General features: G+C 62.4%; 15 protein-coding genes. 2 read left to right on the top strand and 13 right to left on the bottom strand.

From position 1 onward, the window contains the following. Positions 1–95: 95 nt before the first annotated feature. Positions 96–2,504, top strand: coding sequence for a DUF3772 domain-containing protein (locus IE166_RS14865; RefSeq protein WP_210312971.1), 2,409 nt, complete (start codon positions 96–98; stop codon positions 2,502–2,504). 6 nt (positions 2,505–2,510) lie between these two features. Here IE166_RS14865 and mnhG read toward each other — a convergent pair whose 3' ends face one another. The 6 genes from mnhG to IE166_RS14895 are packed head-to-tail and all read right to left on the bottom strand — an operon-like array spanning position 2,511 to position 8,544. Beyond that, entirely contained in the window at positions 2,511–2,894 is a 384-nt protein-coding gene (gene mnhG, locus IE166_RS14870; RefSeq protein WP_189505167.1) for a monovalent cation/H(+) antiporter subunit G, read from the bottom strand. Then, entirely contained in the window at positions 2,891–3,172 is a 282-nt protein-coding gene (locus IE166_RS14875) for a K+/H+ antiporter subunit F (RefSeq protein ID WP_189505169.1), read from the bottom strand. Before IE166_RS14875 ends, mnhG begins: the two co-directional genes overlap by 4 nt. Continuing rightward, positions 3,169–3,657 carry a Na+/H+ antiporter subunit E gene (locus tag IE166_RS14880; RefSeq protein ID WP_210312972.1) on the bottom strand — a complete coding sequence of 163 codons (489 nt, stop codon included), beginning with the start codon at positions 3,655–3,657 and terminating at the stop codon, positions 3,169–3,171. Before IE166_RS14880 ends, IE166_RS14875 begins: the two co-directional genes overlap by 4 nt. Beyond that, positions 3,654–5,288, bottom strand: a complete 1,635-nt coding sequence (locus tag IE166_RS14885) for a monovalent cation/H+ antiporter subunit D (RefSeq protein ID WP_189505177.1) — start codon at positions 5,286–5,288, stop codon at positions 3,654–3,656. Before IE166_RS14885 ends, IE166_RS14880 begins: the two co-directional genes overlap by 4 nt. Further along, positions 5,288–5,626 carry a Na+/H+ antiporter subunit C gene (locus tag IE166_RS14890; protein WP_189506030.1) on the bottom strand — a complete coding sequence of 113 codons (339 nt, stop codon included), beginning with the start codon at positions 5,624–5,626 and terminating at the stop codon, positions 5,288–5,290. Before IE166_RS14890 ends, IE166_RS14885 begins: the two co-directional genes overlap by 1 nt. Then, complete coding sequence (locus IE166_RS14895; protein ID WP_322788905.1) at positions 5,626–8,544, bottom strand: monovalent cation/H+ antiporter subunit A; 2,919 nt, start codon at positions 8,542–8,544, stop codon at positions 5,626–5,628. Before IE166_RS14895 ends, IE166_RS14890 begins: the two co-directional genes overlap by 1 nt. A gap of 106 nt (positions 8,545–8,650) precedes the next feature. Between IE166_RS14895 and IE166_RS14900 the strand changes: the two genes are divergently transcribed. Then, positions 8,651–8,902, top strand: a complete 252-nt coding sequence (locus IE166_RS14900; protein ID WP_189505179.1) for a helix-turn-helix domain-containing protein — start codon at positions 8,651–8,653, stop codon at positions 8,900–8,902. A gap of 48 nt (positions 8,903–8,950) precedes the next feature. On the opposite strand, the gene IE166_RS14905 is transcribed toward IE166_RS14900, so the two are convergent. The 7 genes from IE166_RS14905 to IE166_RS14935 form a co-directional block, all read right to left on the bottom strand. Then, entirely contained in the window at positions 8,951–9,976 is a 1,026-nt protein-coding gene (locus IE166_RS14905; protein WP_189505181.1) for an SDR family oxidoreductase, read from the bottom strand. Positions 9,977–10,084: 108 nt separating this feature from the next. Next, positions 10,085–11,239, bottom strand: coding sequence for a GGDEF domain-containing protein (locus IE166_RS14910; protein WP_189505183.1), 1,155 nt, complete (start codon positions 11,237–11,239; stop codon positions 10,085–10,087). A gap of 151 nt (positions 11,240–11,390) precedes the next feature. Further along, the gene (locus tag IE166_RS14915) at positions 11,391–12,146 is read right to left on the bottom strand and encodes an iron ABC transporter ATP-binding protein (RefSeq protein ID WP_189505185.1); all 756 of its coding nucleotides are present in this window, start codon (positions 12,144–12,146) and stop codon (positions 11,391–11,393) included. Then, on the bottom strand, positions 12,143–13,039 hold the full coding sequence (locus IE166_RS14920) for an iron chelate uptake ABC transporter family permease subunit (protein WP_244641531.1): 897 nt from the start codon (positions 13,037–13,039) through the stop codon (positions 12,143–12,145). The genes IE166_RS14915 and IE166_RS14920 overlap by 4 nt, the downstream gene beginning before the upstream one ends. A 73-nt stretch (positions 13,040–13,112) precedes the next feature. Beyond that, a complete protein-coding gene (locus IE166_RS14925) occupies positions 13,113–14,096 on the bottom strand; it encodes an ABC transporter permease (RefSeq protein ID WP_189505189.1) in 984 nt (327 codons plus the stop codon). 120 nt (positions 14,097–14,216) lie between these two features. Then, positions 14,217–15,140 carry a siderophore ABC transporter substrate-binding protein gene (locus IE166_RS14930; RefSeq protein WP_189505191.1) on the bottom strand — a complete coding sequence of 308 codons (924 nt, stop codon included), beginning with the start codon at positions 15,138–15,140 and terminating at the stop codon, positions 14,217–14,219. 22 nt (positions 15,141–15,162) lie between these two features. After that, positions 15,163–17,361, bottom strand: a complete 2,199-nt coding sequence (locus IE166_RS14935) for a TonB-dependent receptor domain-containing protein (RefSeq protein WP_244641482.1) — start codon at positions 17,359–17,361, stop codon at positions 15,163–15,165. Positions 17,362–17,488: the final 127 nt, after the last annotated feature.

Raw genomic sequence — 17,488 nt, forward strand, 5'->3', positions numbered from 1 at the left:
TTGTTCCTCGATTTTGCCTGATCTGGCTGGTAGCGGCCTGCGCAAGTGCGTTGCTATGACGTGGCGCGCATCAATGCTGGATCTGGAACAGTCGCTTGTTTTTCTCGAAGCTGCGCCCCGCGCTCCTTTCTTTCCTTCTCCTGTTCTCCGTTGCCGGCCATGCGCTCGCGCAGGGTGACTCTGCTGCCGCGCTGATCGAGCAGCTGACCCAGGCGGAAGGAGAGCTGCAGGCGGTTGACCGTGCGCTCGACCGCCGCGTCAACAATGACGAGCAGGGTGCCTTACGCGCACGCGCCGTGGCTGCGCAGCAGGTGGCAACCGGCCTTGCGCAACAGCTCGAAGAACAGCTTGCCCGGATCGATGCGCGTTTGACCGGCATTGGTGCGGTTCCGGAAGGAACCACGGAAGCGCCCGACATCAGCGCGGAGCGCGCCAATCTCGAACAACAGCGCGCCAGCATCGATGCCGCCATCAAGCGCGGCCGTTTGGCTGGCGTTGAAGCGCAGCAGCTGGTCGAGGAAATCGACCGCAGCAAGGTCGAACAGTTCAACGAACGGATTTCGGCGCGCGTCGCATCGCCCTTGACGCCGAGTTTCTGGAGCGATGTCGCGGAAGCGTTTCCACGCGACACCCGCCGCATCAGCTCGTTCTTCTCGCAGGGAATGGAGCAGATCCGATCGGGCTGGCAGGGCGTATTCCCCTGGCAGGCTCTGCTTGGCGCCGTTGTCGCCTTCGTGGTGTTATACCCACTCCGCAGATTTCTCCGGCATTTCGGTCAGCGCTTTCTGATTGAAGGCGCGCCGGGGCGGCGTGTCCGCCGTTCGGCCAATGCCTTGTGGCGCATCATCGTCGGCACGCTGGCACCTCTCCTTGCCGCTCTCATTCTCGTGCAGGGTCTACGCTGGGCGGGCCTCATGCCGGAGCGCTGGAGCAGTGTTGCGGACGCCTTTGTGAGGGCTTCGGGCTTCTGCGGATTCGTGGTGGCGCTGGGCAGCGCCATATTGATGCGCGATCAGCCCTCCTGGCGCGTCGCGCCTTTGCAGGATGATACGGCCTCGCGGCTGACACCCTTGTCCTGGCTGTTGGCCGGGACTTCGATGTTCAACGTTCTGGTGACGGCCTTCAACACGGCAGTGGGTGCCAGCCAGCCGGCAACCATCGTCTCGCAGGCGCTCGAAGCCGTGCTTCAACTGCTGCTGATCATCACGGCCCTGTTCATTCTGGGACGACTTAGGGCATCGAGAGCTGACAGCGAAACCGCGTCCAGCGTCGCGATGGGGGCGGGGCAGAGCGTCTTGTCTCTGCTTGTCTGGGTTCTCGCAGCTGTTTCCACGATCGCCCTTCTGCTGGGCTATATCAGCTTCAGCCTGTTTATCGGCCAGTTCATCGCCTGGACCGCCGTGTTGGGCGCAACGCTCTATCTGCTGATGGCCGTGGTGGACGATGTCGCGACCAGCGTCTTCACCCGCAAAAGCCCGCTGGGCACGGCCATGTCGCGCGGGCTGGGTCTACGCGGCAGCATGATCGACCAGTTCGGTCTGCTTCTGTCCGGCGCGTTGCGGCTGATCCTCGTGGCAGTTGCCTTCGCGCTGTTGATGACGCCGTTCGGCGGCGGCGGCGGCTTCGACACGCTGTTCAGCCAGGCGGGTGCCTTCGCGCAAGGCATTCAGATCGGCGGCATCTCAATTTCGCCCGGCGCCATCCTGCGCGGCGCGATCGTGCTGGTCATCGGCCTGACGCTTGTGCGCTTGTTCATGGGCTGGCTGGAAAACCGCTATTTGCCGGCAACCGATCTCGACGGCAGCGGCCGCAATTCCGTCAGCCTCGTTGCGCGCTATGTCGGTATCGCACTGGCGGTGATCTGGGCGCTGGCCTCCTTGAATATCGGCGTCGAGCGTATCGCTTTGCTCTTGTCCGCCTTGTCCGTCGGTATCGGTTTCGGCCTTCAGGCGATCACGCAGAACTTCGTGTCCGGCCTCATCCTGCTCGCTGAGCGTCCGATCAAGATCGGCGATCTGATCCGCGTCGGCACGGATGAAGGTGACGTGAAGCGCATCAGCGTACGCTCGACGGAAATCGTGCTGGCCGATCATTCCACGCTGATCGTGCCGAACTCCGAGCTGATTACCAAAACGGTGCTGAACAAGACGCTGGCCGGCCCGCTCGGACGCATCCAGATCCAGTTCTCGGTGTCGATCGAAACCGATCCGGTCGCCGTGCGCACCATCGTGCTGGAAGCGTTCAAGGCTGAAACGGCGGTGCTGGAAGATCCGGCGCCCTCGGTTTTCGTGGATGCGATCACCGATTCCCGTATCATGTTCAATTGCTTCGCGCATGTGGCGTCGCCCCGCGTCGCCTATGGGCCGCGCAGCAATATCCTCATGAACCTGCTCAGCCGCTTCCGCGAGACGGGCATCGACATCGGCACGGTGCCGCAAAGGCTGGAAGTGGTGCCGGCCGAACGCGATCTGCTGGGAGGCAACAAAGAGCCGGAAGGCGCTTAAACCCGTTTATTCGGTCTGTTGCGACAGACCGTCTTCCGGCTCGGGGCCGATCGGCGGCACGCTTTCATTGCCTTCCGTGCGGTCGCGGTAAAGGGCGGCGCGGGCCAAGAGCATCAGCGATACCGGCGTTGTCACCGTGATGAACAGCGCGATCAGAATTTCATGCACGACCGGGCGCGACTGCGTCACCGAAAAGAAGATCATGGACGCCACGAGAATGCCGCCGGCGCCCCAACTCGTGCCGAGCGTGGGCAGATGGATGCGTTCATAGAAGCTCTTGAAGCGCAGCAGTCCGAACGCTCCCAGGAATGTGAGGCCTGATCCGATCAGCAGAAACAGGGCGACAAGGATGGCGGCCCAAAGCGGGAAGTCGGCGGGTGCGGGGCTCATTCGATCACCTCGCCGCGCATCAGGAATTTGGCAAGCGCCACGGTGGATACGAAGCCGAGCAGCGCGATGATCAGGGCTGCCTCGAAATACATGGTGGTGCCGCTGCGGATGCCGAAGGTGAGCAGCAACAGCATGGAGGCGATATACATGGCATCGAAGGCCAGAACGCGGTCCTGCGCGCGTGGGCCGCGCATCACGCGGATCGCCGCGCAGGCCATAGCGGCCAGAAGCAGAACCTGGGCGATGGTGATGGACCAGGAAAGGATGAGCCCGCTCATTCGAAAGCCTCCGCAAGCAGCCGCTCATAGCGGTTCTTGATCAGATCCACCCAATCCTGTTCCTCGCGCAGATCGAGCACATGGATCATCAGCTCGCCACTGGCGGAATGATATTCGACCCAGGCCGTGCCCGGCGTGCTGGTGACGATCACGGCCAGAACGGTCAGCGCGGTACGGTCCTGCAGGTCGATCGGGATGGTCACGAAACCGGATGTGCGTTCCCGATGCCCCCGATTGAGCACGAGCTGCGCCACCGCGATATTGGAGCGCACGATGTCGCCGGCCACGATGCGGAACAGGCGCAGCAAGGGCGCCCATGAGCGGATGCGCGGCTTGGCCGGCTGCAACGCGGTCATCGCCTTGGCTGCCAACAATGCGAGAAACATGCCGAGCAGAAGGTGCCCGGCGGACAAACCGTTCAACAACAGCCACATCACCAGAAGGCCGAGGCTGAGCAGCGGGTAGGGCAGAACCGCACGCATCATGGCTGGCTTCCTTCGGCAGCCGGCGGCGGGATGGGTGCGGCCGAAAGAACTTCCTCGATGTAAACACGCGGCGCATGCATGGCGCGCGCCGTCGCATCCATGTAGCGAAGCACCGGTCCACCGCCGACCGTCATCGCCGCGCAAAGCAGCAGAAGTCCGGCAACGGGGGTAATTTCAACCAGCCTGATACGCGGCACCGTGCCTTCGATCGGCGCCCAGAAGGTGCGGATACCGGCGCGCACCATGGCGATCATCGCGGCGAGGCCCGAGCCGATCAGGGCGGCGGTAAAGATCCAGCCGAACAGCGACACGTCGAGCACCGGCTTGTCCGAGCCGATAATCGCGTCGAGCATCGCGAATTTGCCGATGAAGCCCGATAGCGGCGGCAGTCCGGCAAGCAGGATGGCGCAGGCCACGAAGCACAGGCCGAGGATCGAGATCGTGCCGGGGATGACGAGGCCGGCATCTTCCACGACATCCTCGACTTCCGGATCGTCGCCATAGGCCTCCATCGTCACGGCAAGAACGTCGGCGGCGGGGTCCTGTGCGCGGTCGAGGAGTTCGACGAGAAGGAAGAAGGCACTCAGCGCCATGGTGGAGCTCACCATGTAATAGAGCGCGCCGGACGTGACTTCGACGCTCGCCAGGCCGATCGCCGACAGGAGCGTTCCCGACGACACCAGCACGTAAAAGCCGGCCAGCCGCGCCATGCCCTGCGAGGCGAGAACGCCGGCGGAAGCAAAGGCCACCGTCGCTATGCCGGCCACGAACAGCCAGAGCTCACCGAAGCCGGCCGAGGCACCCGCATCGACGCCGAACAGAAGCAGCGACAGGCGGAACAGGATGTAAATGCCGACCTTGGACAGGATCGCGAAGATGCCGGCCACGGGGGCGGCGGCCGCCGTGTAGGCCGTCGGCAGCCAGAAGCCGAGCGGATAAATCCCGGCCTTGACGAGGAAGGCGACGCCGAGCACGGCAGCACCGGCCAGCAGCAGAGGCTGATCACCGGCTGCAACGGCTGGAATACGCACAGCGAGGTCAGCCATGTTCAGCGTGCCGGTGACGCCATAGATCAGGCTGACGCCGATCAGAAAAAGCAGCGATGCCGCCAGGTTGATGGCGATGTAATGCAGGCCTGCGCGCACGCGCTGGATGCCAGATCCGTGCAGAACGAGGCCGTAGGACGCTGCCAGCAGCACTTCGAAGAACACGAAGAGATTGAACAGGTCGCCGGTCAGAAAGGCGCCGTTCAGACCCATCAGCAGCAGCTGGAACAGCGTGTGGTAGTGCGGGCCGATGCGGTCCCAGCGAGCCAGCGAAAAGGTGAGCGAGGCCAGCGCCAGCGTTCCCGTCAGCACCAGCATCAGCGCAGACAGACGATCCAGCACCAGCACGATGCCGAAGGGTGCCGACCAGTTGCCGAGCAGGTACACGCCGGTGCGCGCCGCATCCGGTTCACCGCTGTCAGCGAAGCTCAGGAGAACAAACGCGACGACGAGCAGGCTGACGGTGGCGATGACGCTCAGCGTCGCCTTCAGCGCATGCCGCCTCTCATCGAACAGAAGCAGCAGCGCGCCGGTCATCATCGGCAGCAGGATCGGAACGATCAGGAGGTGGCTTTTCCACTCCATCAGTTCGGCTCCCTGCCATCGACATGGTCGCTGCCGGTCAAGCCGCGCGACACCAGAAGCACAACCAGGAACAGCGCCGTGGTGGCGAAGCCGATCACGATGGCGGTCAGGACCAGGGCCTGCGGCAGCGGATCGGCGTAATCGGCCGGGTTGATCGCACCGCTGGATACCACTGGCGGGACATTGCTGCGCAGGCGGCTCATGGAAAAGATGAACAGGTTGACGCCGTAGGAGATCAGCGAAAGCCCGACGATGACCTGATAGGTACGCGGGCGCTGCAGGAGCCAGATGCCGGATCCCACGAGAAAGCCGATGCCGAGCGCGAGCGTCAGTTCGATCATACGATTTCCTCCATCGTCGTCGTGCTGATCTTGGCGGCACGCAAACGGCGGATCGACTGGTGAGCGAAGACGATGAGCATCAAAACGGTGGCGCCGACCACGAGCGAGAAGACGCCGAGATCAAACAGGATGGCGGTTGCCGCGGGAACCTTGCCGATGACAGGCAGGTCCACATACTGCGAATAAGATGTCAGGAACGGATAGCCGAATACCCAGGAGCCGATGCCGACGCAGGCTGCGATCAGCAAGCCGAGGCCGATCCAGTTCACCGGCAGGATACGCAGCCGATCTTCGACCCAGACCGTACCGGCCGCGAGATATTGCAGGATAAAGGCTGCCGACATCGCCACGCCCGCCGCGAAACCGCCGCCCGGCAGATCATGCCCGCGCAGGAACAGATAGGCGGCAAGAACGATGATGACGGGGAACAGCCACTGCATGATGACCGAAGGCACCAGCAAATAATCGCTGACGGTCTGGCCGGAAATGCGGTCCGAGCGCGCCTCGTCGGTCGCGGCCTGAATGCGCTGTTGTTCCGGCGAATCGATCGTATCGGGCGCGGGGCGGAAGCGGCGGAACAAAGCGAACACCGTCAGCGCCACGATGCCGAGAACGGTGATCTCGCCGAATGTATCGAAGCCGCGGAAATCCACGAGGATGACGTTGACGACATTGCGCCCGCCACCTTCCTCATAGGCCTTGAGCAGGAAGAACTCGCTGATGCTGTCAGGTGATGGGCGCATCATCACGGCATAGCTTAGCAGAGTCATGCCGAGCCCGCCGATCGCTGCAAGCAGAAGGTCGCGTCCGCGGCGGACCTTGGTGCCCAAAGGCGCGCGGCCAAGTTCCGTGTCTTCCCAGCGCTTGGGCAGCCAGCGAAGCCCGAGCAGGATCAGCACGGCCGTGACAATTTCCACAAGCAGCTGCGTGACGGCGAGGTCTGGCGCGGACAGCCAAACAAAGGTGATGCAGGTCACGACGCCTGCGCCGCCGAGCAGGATCAGCGCCACGAGGCGGTGGAACTTGGCCTGATAGGCAGCGCCCACCGCACAAGCGATGCCGACCATCCACAACAGACCGAACGCGATGTCGGTCTGGCCCCATCGCAGGACGCCGAGATCGAAGCCGCGATTGTAAAGTGGGATAAAGGCGGCCACCAGGGCGACGACAATCAGCAGGCGCAGCTGCTGTTGCAGGCGGCGTGTGCCGAACGTGGTTTCCACCAATTTGGCGCCGCGCCAGGACACGAACACCAGCACGCGCTCGAAGATGCGCTGGCCCTTCAGACGCCGGAAATAAGGTGGGCCTTCTTCGCAATGGGCGAGGTAGTGTCGCAGAAGGAAGTAAAGCAGCGCGCCGCCGGCCAGTGCGATGATGCTCATCACCAGGGGCACGGTCAGGCCGTGCCAGACAGCCAGGCTGTAGGCCGGGGTTTCTTCACCGAGCACCGACACGACCGCGACATGAAGGAACGGCCCGACGGTCACCGCGGGGATGATGCCGATCACCAGACAGGCCAGCACCAGAAGCTGGATCGGCAAGCGCATCAGGAAAGGCGGCTCATGCGGCTCGCGCGGCAGATCGTCGGGGCGATCACCGAAGAACACGGCGTGGATGAAACGGATCGAATAGGTGACCGCAAAGGCGCTGGCCAGCACGGCGACATAAGGCGCGACCGTGTCGAGGATCGAATCCGCATGGGTTTCGATCGCTTCGGCAAAGAACATTTCCTTGGACAGGAAGCCGTTCAACAGGGGCACGCCGGCCATCGCTGCACTCGCCACCATGGCCAGTGTGGCCGTATAGGGCATCAGCTTGAACAGCCCGCCCAGCTTCTGCATGTCGCGTGTGCCGCTTTCATGGTCGATGATGCCCGCCGCCATGAAAAGCGACGCCTTGAAGGTCGCATGGTTCATCATGTGGAAGATGGCAGCAACGGCACCGAGCGGGCTGCCGAGGCTGAGCAGCAGCGTGATCAGACCGAGATGGCTGATCGTGGAATAGGCGAGCAGGCCTTTGATGTCGCGCTGGAAGATCGCGAAATAGGCGCCGAGCAGCAGCGACATGGCGCCCGCAAAACCCGTGAGCCAGAACCATTCATAGGTTCCGCCCAGCACCGGCCAGAGCCGTGCCATCAGAAAAACGCCGGCCTTCACCATGGTTGCGGAATGCAGGAAGGCGGATACCGGCGTCGGTGCCGCCATCGCGTTGGGCAGCCAGAAATGGAACGGGAACTGCGCGCTCTTCGTGAAAGCGCCGAGCAGGATCAGGCAGGTTGCCGTAAGATAAAGCGGATGCGAGCGGATCAGATCGCCCGAATCCAGCACCACATCCAGATCATAGCTGCCGACGATGTGGCCGATCAGCAGAACGCCGGCGAGCAGGCCCAGGCCGCCAATGCCGGTGATGGTGAGCGACATGCGGGCGCCGTCGCGCGCATCGGCCTTCTGGTACCAATAGCCGATGAGCATGAAGGAGATGATGCTGGTGAGCTCCCAGAACACCACCAGCAGGATCAGATTGCCCGACAGGATGATGCCCAGCATCGCGCCCATGAAGGCAAGGAAGAAGGCGTAAAAGCGCGGGATCGCATCGTCCGGCGACATGTAATAGCGGGAATAGATCACGACCAGAAAGCCGATGGTCGAAACCAGCATGGCGAACAGCCAGGCAAAGCCATCCATCCGCAGGCTGAAGGACAGGCCAAGCGTGGGCAGCCATTCAATGTCGAGCCGCACCGGCGTGCCGGTGGCCACCGAGGGGAACAAACAGGCCGACAATACAACCGTGCCGAGTGTAACGAGCGCTGCAGCCCAGGTTTCGGCATTACGAGCATTGGCTGGAAACAAGGCTGCGAAGCATGCGCCTGCAAAAGGCAGGACGATCAGCATCATCAGCATGGTTTCACTGGCCATCCGGTGCGGGCCCTTCCAACAAATCACGGCTCTTGCGATATCTCACCCATTATGGTTGACTTAGGTACGAAACGGCAAGGGTGTTTCGCGAGGGTTTCCGATAAAAATGCCTTTATTTCCGGAGCAATGTCGTGCCGCTCGTGGCCTGCTCAACTGGACGCAGGAGCAGCTTGCCGTGACGGCGGGCGTTTCGCGCAGCACGATCAAGGATTTCGAGTGCCATCGCCACGCGCTGCACCGCTCCTCGGAAGACTTGCTTGTCCGGGCCTTCGAGATGCGCGGCGTGCAGCTGCTGTTTGAAGGCGACGAGACCTTTGGCGTCCGCCTGCTGCCGCCGCTCAACGGCACGCATTCCTAAGAAAGAAAGGCCTGCGATGATGCAGGCCTTTCGGTGGATCCTTAAAACCTAGCGCAGGTGCCTTCTACGCAAACGACGCTTCGGTGCCGGTTTGAAGCGAGAGCGCAGAGCCAGTGCGCCGAGGCCCAGGACCGCCAAACCACCGACGGCACCGACGGCGATCAGTCCGGCGAGCGCGCGCTGTTCAGGCGAGCGCAGGCCGCCGTCGATGCCCTGCACCCCTTTCGGCGGCGTGAACAGGTTGCCGCTGCCTTTTGCGATCGGGTCGGCCTGTTCGAGATAGGATCGCATGAAGATGCCCATGAAGCGCGAGATGTAGTTGGGAAAGAGGGTGCTTCCCAAGCGGATCAAGCCGGCGCCTTCGCCAATAAGCGTGGTCGGCCGTGGTTGTTCGGCGGCGCTCACCACCGCGCGGGCAACGCGGCGCGCATCGATCACCGGCGGCGGGGCGGTCAGCACCTTGCCGGTGAAGTTGCCGGCATTTGAGATGCCGGGCGTGTCCACGAAGGTCGGATAGATATCGCAGACATGGATGTTGGGATGGCCGGCCAACTCGCCGCGCAGGGCTTCGCTAAAACCCTTCAAGCCGAACTTGCTCGCGCTGTAGGAGGCCGCAAAGGGAACCGAAGCGAAGCCGCCGACCGAAATCATGTTGATGAAGGTGCCGCGATCCTGGCGCAGGAAGATCGGCAAAACGGCATGCGCATCGTTGAAGTGGCCGATGAGGTTGCTGCGCAGCACCTGTTCATGCGCTTCGATTGGCGTTTCATGAAAGGCACCGACAGCGCCGACACCGACATTCGACACCCAAACATCGATCCGTCCGCCAAATTCCAGCGCGCGCTCGGCAAGCACCTTCACGGCTGCGGCATCCGTCACGTCGGTGGGCACGACCAGCACTTCCGAGCCGAACGCCCGGCAGGTCTCGGCAACGGCTTCCAGCGCCGGCTTGCCGCGGGCGGCCAGCACCAGACGCACGCCGCGCCTGGCGAAGGCTTCCGCTGTTGCCTGGCCGATGCCGCTGCCTGCACCGGTGATGACGACGACGGACCCTGAGAGATTGTGCCTGGCCATGCGGAGCTCCCTTGTTGCCGTCGATAACCGGCAGGGCATCAGGCTGTTCCCACGTCAAGCGAACTCAGGCTTGAACTCTGAGTGAAGCCGGCGCCGGAAACGCGCCGATCAGGCTGCTACAACAAGCAGGCTGGATGTCTGCACGCGGTTACGGCCTTCATTCTTGGCGCCGTAACAAGCGCGGTCGGCCCGTTCCAGCAGCGCTTCGAATCGTTCGGGTGTTCCCGCACAAAGCGCGACGCCGATGGATACGGTCGCGGCGATATCGCAGTCCGGCGTGCGGATCGGTTGGGCGTTCAAACCGCGGCGAATGCTTTCCGCCAGGCGTGAAGCCAGCCTGGCCGAGGTATGCGGCATCACGATGCAGAATTCCTCGCCACCGATGCGGGCGGCCAGGTCACTGGCGGCGATGTGATCGCGCAGAAGCGTGGCGAAATGCTCGAGAACCAGATCGCCGCAAGCATGGCCGTGACGGTCGTTGACCGCTTTGAAATGGTCGAGATCGAGCACGATGATCGCGGTGCCGGGCTGCACATCGCGGTTGCCCAGCCGATCAAACAAAGCGCGACGGTTGAGAAGCCCGGTCAGCGGGTCGGTCATGGAGGCATATTGATGGCGCCGCGCGATGCGCGTCTGGTTCAAGGCCAGCGAAATGGCGCCGATGCCGGTAATGCCGATGATCGCCATAATGGAGTTGAGGTCTTCGGCCCAGTTGGAAGGGCGTGTCGTGAGAACCAGCTGCCCCTCGGCGATCAACGGGACGCAGCAGAGGAGGAAGGAAGCTGCCGTGGCAAGATAAAGCACGGCATTGATCGCCATCGGCAAAGGCGCCTCAGCGCGCCCGGCCCAGGATTGCGCCCCCGACATCACCAGCAGAATTGCGATCGCGACATCGGCCACAATGGTCGCCAGCCCGGAAAGTCCTGGCGCGAAAGCGACCAGCGTCGGCAGCACCATGATTATGCCGAGCATCGCGATGCGACCCCAGAAGACCCGGCTTACGCGAAACTGCCTCCCGCCGGCGTACACCAGAACAAAGCCCAGGATCAGGAAGACAAAGGACGCGCATTGAACCGCTGGATCATAGTCATGGTCGAGCAGGCCGAACAGGATGACGCCCACAACAAGCAGCGCCATGGCGGCCGACCAGGTCAGCAGGAACCTATCCGACCGCGCGGTGATCCAGCTCAACAGCAAGGTCACGCTTAAAGCTGCGCCTGAAAAGCCGATTGCCACCAGAAGGGAATACTGATCGAGAAGCATATCCGCCGAGTTACCAGTCTGGGGCAGCAGTAAATTCTGTAGCACGAAATCAGTATGAAAGCTGAAGCGTTCGCTCTGTCCGGAAAGCTATCGCATGACATGGTGACCAGAAGTTGAACAAGCAGGGCGATACTACAATCGGCGCGCTGTTCTAGTAAAAGACGGCAATGCGGCGGTCTTCGATGTCGTGGATGTCGATTTCCGTTTCGAAGATGCCGGTCAGCACCTCCTTGCGCATCACGGCTTCCGGCGTTCCCTGAAACGCGACTTCGCCGGCGCGCATGGCGACGATGTGGTCGGAATAACAGGAAGCAAAGTTGATGTCGTGCAGCACCAGCACGACCGTCTTGCCGAATTCGTCGGCGGCACGGCGCAAAAGGCGCATCATGGCGCTGGCGTGGCGCATGTCGAGGTTGTTGAGGGGCTCGTCGAACAGGGCGTAATCCGTATCCTGGCACAGCACCATGGCCACGAAAGCGCGTTGCCGTTGGCCGCCGGACAGTTCGTCGAGGAAGCGGTCGGCGAGCGGCTCGAGGTCAAGGAAGCCGAGGGCTTTTTCGACATGAGCGCGGTCTTCCACGGTGGGCCGGTCGTGTGAATAAGGATAGCGGCCGAAGGCGACGAGGTCGCGCACGGTGAGGCGGGCGGTCATGTGATTGTCCTGGCGCAGGATTGACAGGCGCTTGGCAAGAACGTCGCTTTTGGTGGTGGTGACATCAAGGCCGTCCACCAGGACCCGGCCGCGATCCATCGGCAGGAGGCGGCTGATCATGGACAGAAGCGTGGATTTGCCGGCGCCGTTCGGGCCGATGATCGAGGTGATTCCGCCTTTCGGCAGCGCCAAAGACACGCCTTTCACCACAATGGCGTCGCCATAGGCCTTCTGAACGTCGTTGATTTCGATCATCGCGTTGCGCCCCGAAGAAGAAGGGTGAGGAAAACCAGCCCACCGACGAATTCGATGATGATCGACAATGCCGAGTTGAAGCCGAAGACGCGCTCCAGAACGAGCTGCCCGCCCACCACGCAAAGGATGGCAAGGCAAACGGCGGCCGGCAGGATCAGGCGGTGTTGGTGGCTGGGGATGAGCTGATAGGCGAGGCTGGCGACCAGCAGGCCGAAGAAGGTGACAGGGCCGACAAGTGCGGTGGACACGGATACGAGAACGGCGACGATCACCAGGATGATCGACACGGTGCGGCGATGGTCGACGCCGAGATTGATCGCGGTGTCGCGGCCCAGCGCCAGCACATCGAGCGTATGGAGGATGCGCCAGCCGGCAAGGCTGGCGAGCCCGATCAGCACGGCGGAGACGGCGAGCAGGTTGGCATCGGCGCTGTTGAAGCTCGCAAACATGCGGTCCTGCAGAACGAGGAACTCGTTGGGATCGATGATGCGTTGCAGGAAGCTGGTAATCGAGCGGAACAGGATGCCGAACACCACGCCGACCAGCAGCAGCAGATGCAAGCTGCGCCGCTCGCCGGCAAAGATCCAGCGGTAGAGGATGCCGGAGAACACGACCATGACAACGACTTCGCCGAGGAAGAGCCAGCGCGGATCGATCACCAAAACGCGGTTGGCGCCGAGCACGAAGACCATCACAGTCTGGATCAGAATATAAAGCGCATCGAAGCCCATGATGGAGGGCGTGAGGATGCGGTTATTGGTGACGGTCTGGAACAGGATCGTGGAAACGGCGACCGCATAAGCCACCAACACGATCGCCGCGAGCTTGGCGCCGCGAAAGGGCAGAACAAAATCCCAGCGGCCGTTCGCGCCGATCGTCATGAAGCCGATCATGACGAGCAAGGTCAGAGCGCCGAGGATCAACAGGATCGTGCGCGCAGAAGGCGGCTTGCGGGGAGCGGACACGTCAAGCGACACGGGCGTTCTTCCTGAGCAGCAGATAAAGGAAGAAGACGCTGCCGACGACGCCGACAACGGTGCCGATCGGCACTTCATAGGGGTAAAGGATCAAGCGGCCGACGATGTCGCAGGCGAGAACGAAGCCCGCGCCGAGCGTCGCCACCCAGGGTAGCGAGCGCTTGAGATTGTCGCCGAGCATCATCGAGACGACGTTGGGGATGATCAGGCCGAGAAACGGGATCATGCCGACCGTGACCACCACGACCGCCGTCACCATGGACACGATGGCGAGGCCAAGCGCGACGATGCGTCGATAGTTCAGGCCGATATTGGTGGTGAAGTCATCGCCCATGCCGGCCACCGTGAAGCGCCGGGCGGCCATATAGGCGACCACAGTGAGCGCAAACGAGATCCACAGCAGCTCATAGCGGCCGCGCAAGACCCCGGAAAAGTCGCCGCTGGTCCAGGCGCCGAGCGATTGCAGCATGTCGAAGCGGTAAGCGAAGAAGGTCGACACGGCATTGATCACGCCGCCCAGCATGATGCCGACCAGTGGCACGAGCAAGATCGAGCGCAACGGAATGCGTCTGATGATTGCGAGAAAAAGCGACGTGCCGGCCATGGCGAAGGTGGCGGCAACCGCTGCCTTGGCGATCACCGGCAGACCGGGCGCAAACAGCATCACGGTGAGAATGCCGAGTGTAGCCGATTCCACGGTGCCGGCGGTGGACGGCTCCACGAAGCGGTTGCGCGCCAGCATCTGCATGATCGTTCCGGCCACCGCCATGCCGGCGCCCGCCAGCACGAGCGCGATCGTGCGCGGAATGCGGCTGATCAGGAGAACCTGAAGCGCGCGGCCATCGGATCCAAACAGCGTAGAGAAGGACACATCGCTGACGCCGACGAACAGGCTGGCCACGCTGAGAAGCGGAATCGAAAGGGCACAAAGCACCAGGGGTGCTTGGCTCCAATCCTTGCTAGCTCGCGGCATGGCTATCCAGTGGGGCAGTGAAGAAGGGAATGCGGAAACGGCCTTGCCGCGCTGAAGTGCGAAAAGGCCGATCTTCAAGGGAACTCCGAACTGCGTTCGGAGCGATAATTTGCTTGCGCGTTACTGCTTGCGCAAAGCCTTCGCAACCTGTTCGGCATCCGCCTTCAAGGCGCTGACGCCGCCGCCGACGAGATACCAGTTGCTGGGGTTGAGATAGACAACCTGTTTGTTTTTCCAGGCGTTGGTCTGGTTTACGAGATCGTTGTCCAGGAATTGCGCCGCAGCCTGGCCTTCACGGCCGATTGCGGCATCGCGATCGATCACGAACAGCCAGTCCGGGTTGGTTTCGAGGATGAACTCGAAGGAGATCGGCTGACCATGGCCGGCTTCCGTCGACAGGTCCGTGCGGGCCGGCTCGACGCCGAAATCCCCGTGCAGAACGCCGAAGCGGGAACCTGGTCCATAGGCGCTCATCTTGCCGCCGGTGGTCAGAAGCAACAGACCCTTGCCGGCCTTGGATGAGGCTTCCTTCACATCGGCCAATGCGGCATCCAGCTCGGCGATCTGTGCTTTAGCTTGCGCGTCCTTACCGAACAGGCGGCCGAGCGTTTCCACGTTCTTGCGGACGCTGTTGACGAAATCCTTCTGATCGGTCGACAGGTCGATTGTCGGCGCAAGCTTGGCAAGGTCGGCATATTTCGCGCGCGAGCGGCCGCCGACGATGATCAGGTCGGGCGCAGCTGTGTTGACCGCTTCGAAGTCCGGCTCGAACAGGGAGCCGATCTTCGGGTAATCGGCACCTTCATATTTCTTGAGATGGGCCGGCAGGGTCGCGGTCGGAACGCCCTGAACTTCGACGCCGAGCGCGTCGAGATTGTCGATCGAGGCGACGTCGAAAACAAGAACCTTCTTCGGCGTGGCGGCGAGCTTGGTCGTGCCCTGAGCGTGTTCGATCGTGATCTCCTGCGCCAGAACAGGAGACGCGAAGGCGAAGGCGAGGGCGCCGGTCAGGGTTGCTGCAAAAAATGTGCGGCGTGTGGTCATGTCGTGCGGTCTCCTCGATCGCTCAGAAGTTCGTGGTCAGGCCGACCCAGAAGCGGCGGCCTTCCATGGCGGTGTTGTAATCGGTGGCGTCGATCTTCTTGTCGAACAGGTTGTAAACAGCTCCGCGGAAGGTGGCGCGGTCATCGACCGAATAGGAAAAGCCGACGTCGACGGTGGTGTAGTCGTCATATTTGCGGCCGGCCGCGCCGTTGATCAGTACAGGCGTGCCATTGGTGCCCAGACGCGCGCCGCCGTTGATTTCCTCGCCATGGTAGTTGAGCGAAGCCCAGGTCTCCCAGCCTTCCCACGGCAGAACGTAATCGGCGCGCAGGTTCGCCATATGCTCGGGCGTGCGGGCCAGCGGGTAGCCGGCATAGTCGCCGGTTTTCTGCTCGGAGTCCGTGTAGGTGTAGCTGCCGCGAAGCGAGAGCGAGTCGGTGGCGTCCCAGGTTGCCGTCAGCTCGACGCCCTGGATCGTCGCGTCGTCGATGTTGTAGTTGTACCAAAGGCGGTAGTTGGGATCTTCTTCCCAGCGGATCGGTCGGCCAGCTGCATCGAGAACCAGCGCGTTGGTGATCTTGTCCTTGAAGTCGGTGTAGAAGTAGGTCGCGCCCAGCGTGACGCCGGCATAAGAATCCCAGATCGCCCCGAGTTCATAGCTGGTGCTGGATTCGGCCTTCAGATCCGGATCGGCGATGATGACGCCGCAGGTGCCGTTCGGACCGTAGGAGCAGCCGGCACCGCCCGTCGTATAGGCATAGCCCGGCGAGATGTTGCGGATGTCTGGTGCGCGGAAGCCGGTGGACACACCGCCCTTGATCGTGACCTGATCGGTCGGGTTCCAGACGCCGTAAAGGCGCGGGCTGAGCTGTGCGTCATAGAGTTCGTGCTTGTCGTAGCGCAAACCGCCCTGCAGCGTGAACGTGTCGGTCAGTGCCCAGGAGTCTTCGGCAAACAATGCATATTGCGTGACCTGGAATTCTTCATCGATACCGGTGCGCCGGCCCGGGTTCTGGTCGGTCAGCTTGGCATCGTTGATTTGGCCGCCGGTCACCAGCGTATGGTCGCCCCACAGGCTAAAGGGCGTGGTGAACTTGCCGTCGAGCACGGAGTTGCGGATTTCGGGCGAGCGGGCGTTTTCCACGAACTGGCCGACACGCGGTGTCCAGGCATAGCTGGTGCGCTCCGCCCATTCCTGGCTGAAGGAGAACTCCGAGGTCGTCCAGCCCCAGCGGCCGATATGGGTCAGCGACCAGTGATCGCGGTCATTGTAGTTGTAGGTGCCGGCGGCGTTGAGCGCCAGCGTTTCGCCCGCGGTCGCTTCACGCTGCACGCGGGTGGTGCCGCCTTCCAGCAGGAAGTCGTGGTTCTCGTTGGGCGTGAACGTCAGACGACCGGTGATGTCGCGCTCTTCCGCCGATGTGACGCCGCTCAGGAAACTGTCTTCGCCGCGCCTGTAGCCGCGGCCCCAGAACTGCAGGCCGAGCTTGTCCTGGAACACCGGGCCGCTGCCATAGAACGACACCTGGCCTGAATTGCCGTAGTCGGAATGCTGTTGCGCCGTCCCTTCCAGCGTCACCGAGCCCGACCAGTGATCGGCGACCTTGCGGGTAATGATGTTGATGACGCCGCCCATCGCATCCGAGCCGTAAAGCGACGACATCGGACCGCGCACGACTTCGATGCGCTCGATTGCCTGGATTGGCGGAATGAAGCTTTGTTCGAAACCGGAGTTGCCGTTGGTGCGGGCATCGCGCGTTGACTGCCGCTTACCGTCCACCAGGATCAGCGTGTACTGACCAGGCAAACCGCGGATGAAGATGTCCTTTTCATTGGCCGCACCGGTGACCGCCACGCCCTGAACTTCGCGCAGCGCGTCGGTGAGATCGCGGAAGCTGCCTTTTTCCAGTTCCTCGCGTGAGATGACGGAAATCGACGCCGGCGCGTCCTTCACATTTTGTTCAAAACCGGTGGCGGTGACGACGACCTGTTCGAGATTGACCGTCTTCGAGCCGCCCTGGCTGTCATCAACGGTCTGCGCGCTTTCTTCCTCGTCGACGTTCTGAACCGTGCTTTGCGCCCAGGCAACGCTTGGAAGAATGGCAACTGCGGCAAGGCATGAGGTGCCGAGCAGCGCTGCGCCCCATCGTTTCCGGTTCTTCTCGCGCAGGATCAATCCTGCCTGCCCAACACCCGTTCCTGCGTTACGCTCTACGCTCACAGCCCCGGCCCCCTAAAACTTGAGTAGTGCGGTCTTCTTAGATAGGAAGGTGGAGGGGTCAAGCCGTCGTGTTTTTGAGTGGTTCCATCTTCAGGAATACGCAAAACACTCGCAAAGGAGGCAAGGG

This window comes from Tianweitania populi, assembly GCF_014652875.1.
In the GTDB taxonomy this organism is placed as follows: Bacteria; Pseudomonadota; Alphaproteobacteria; order Rhizobiales; family Rhizobiaceae; genus Tianweitania; species Tianweitania populi.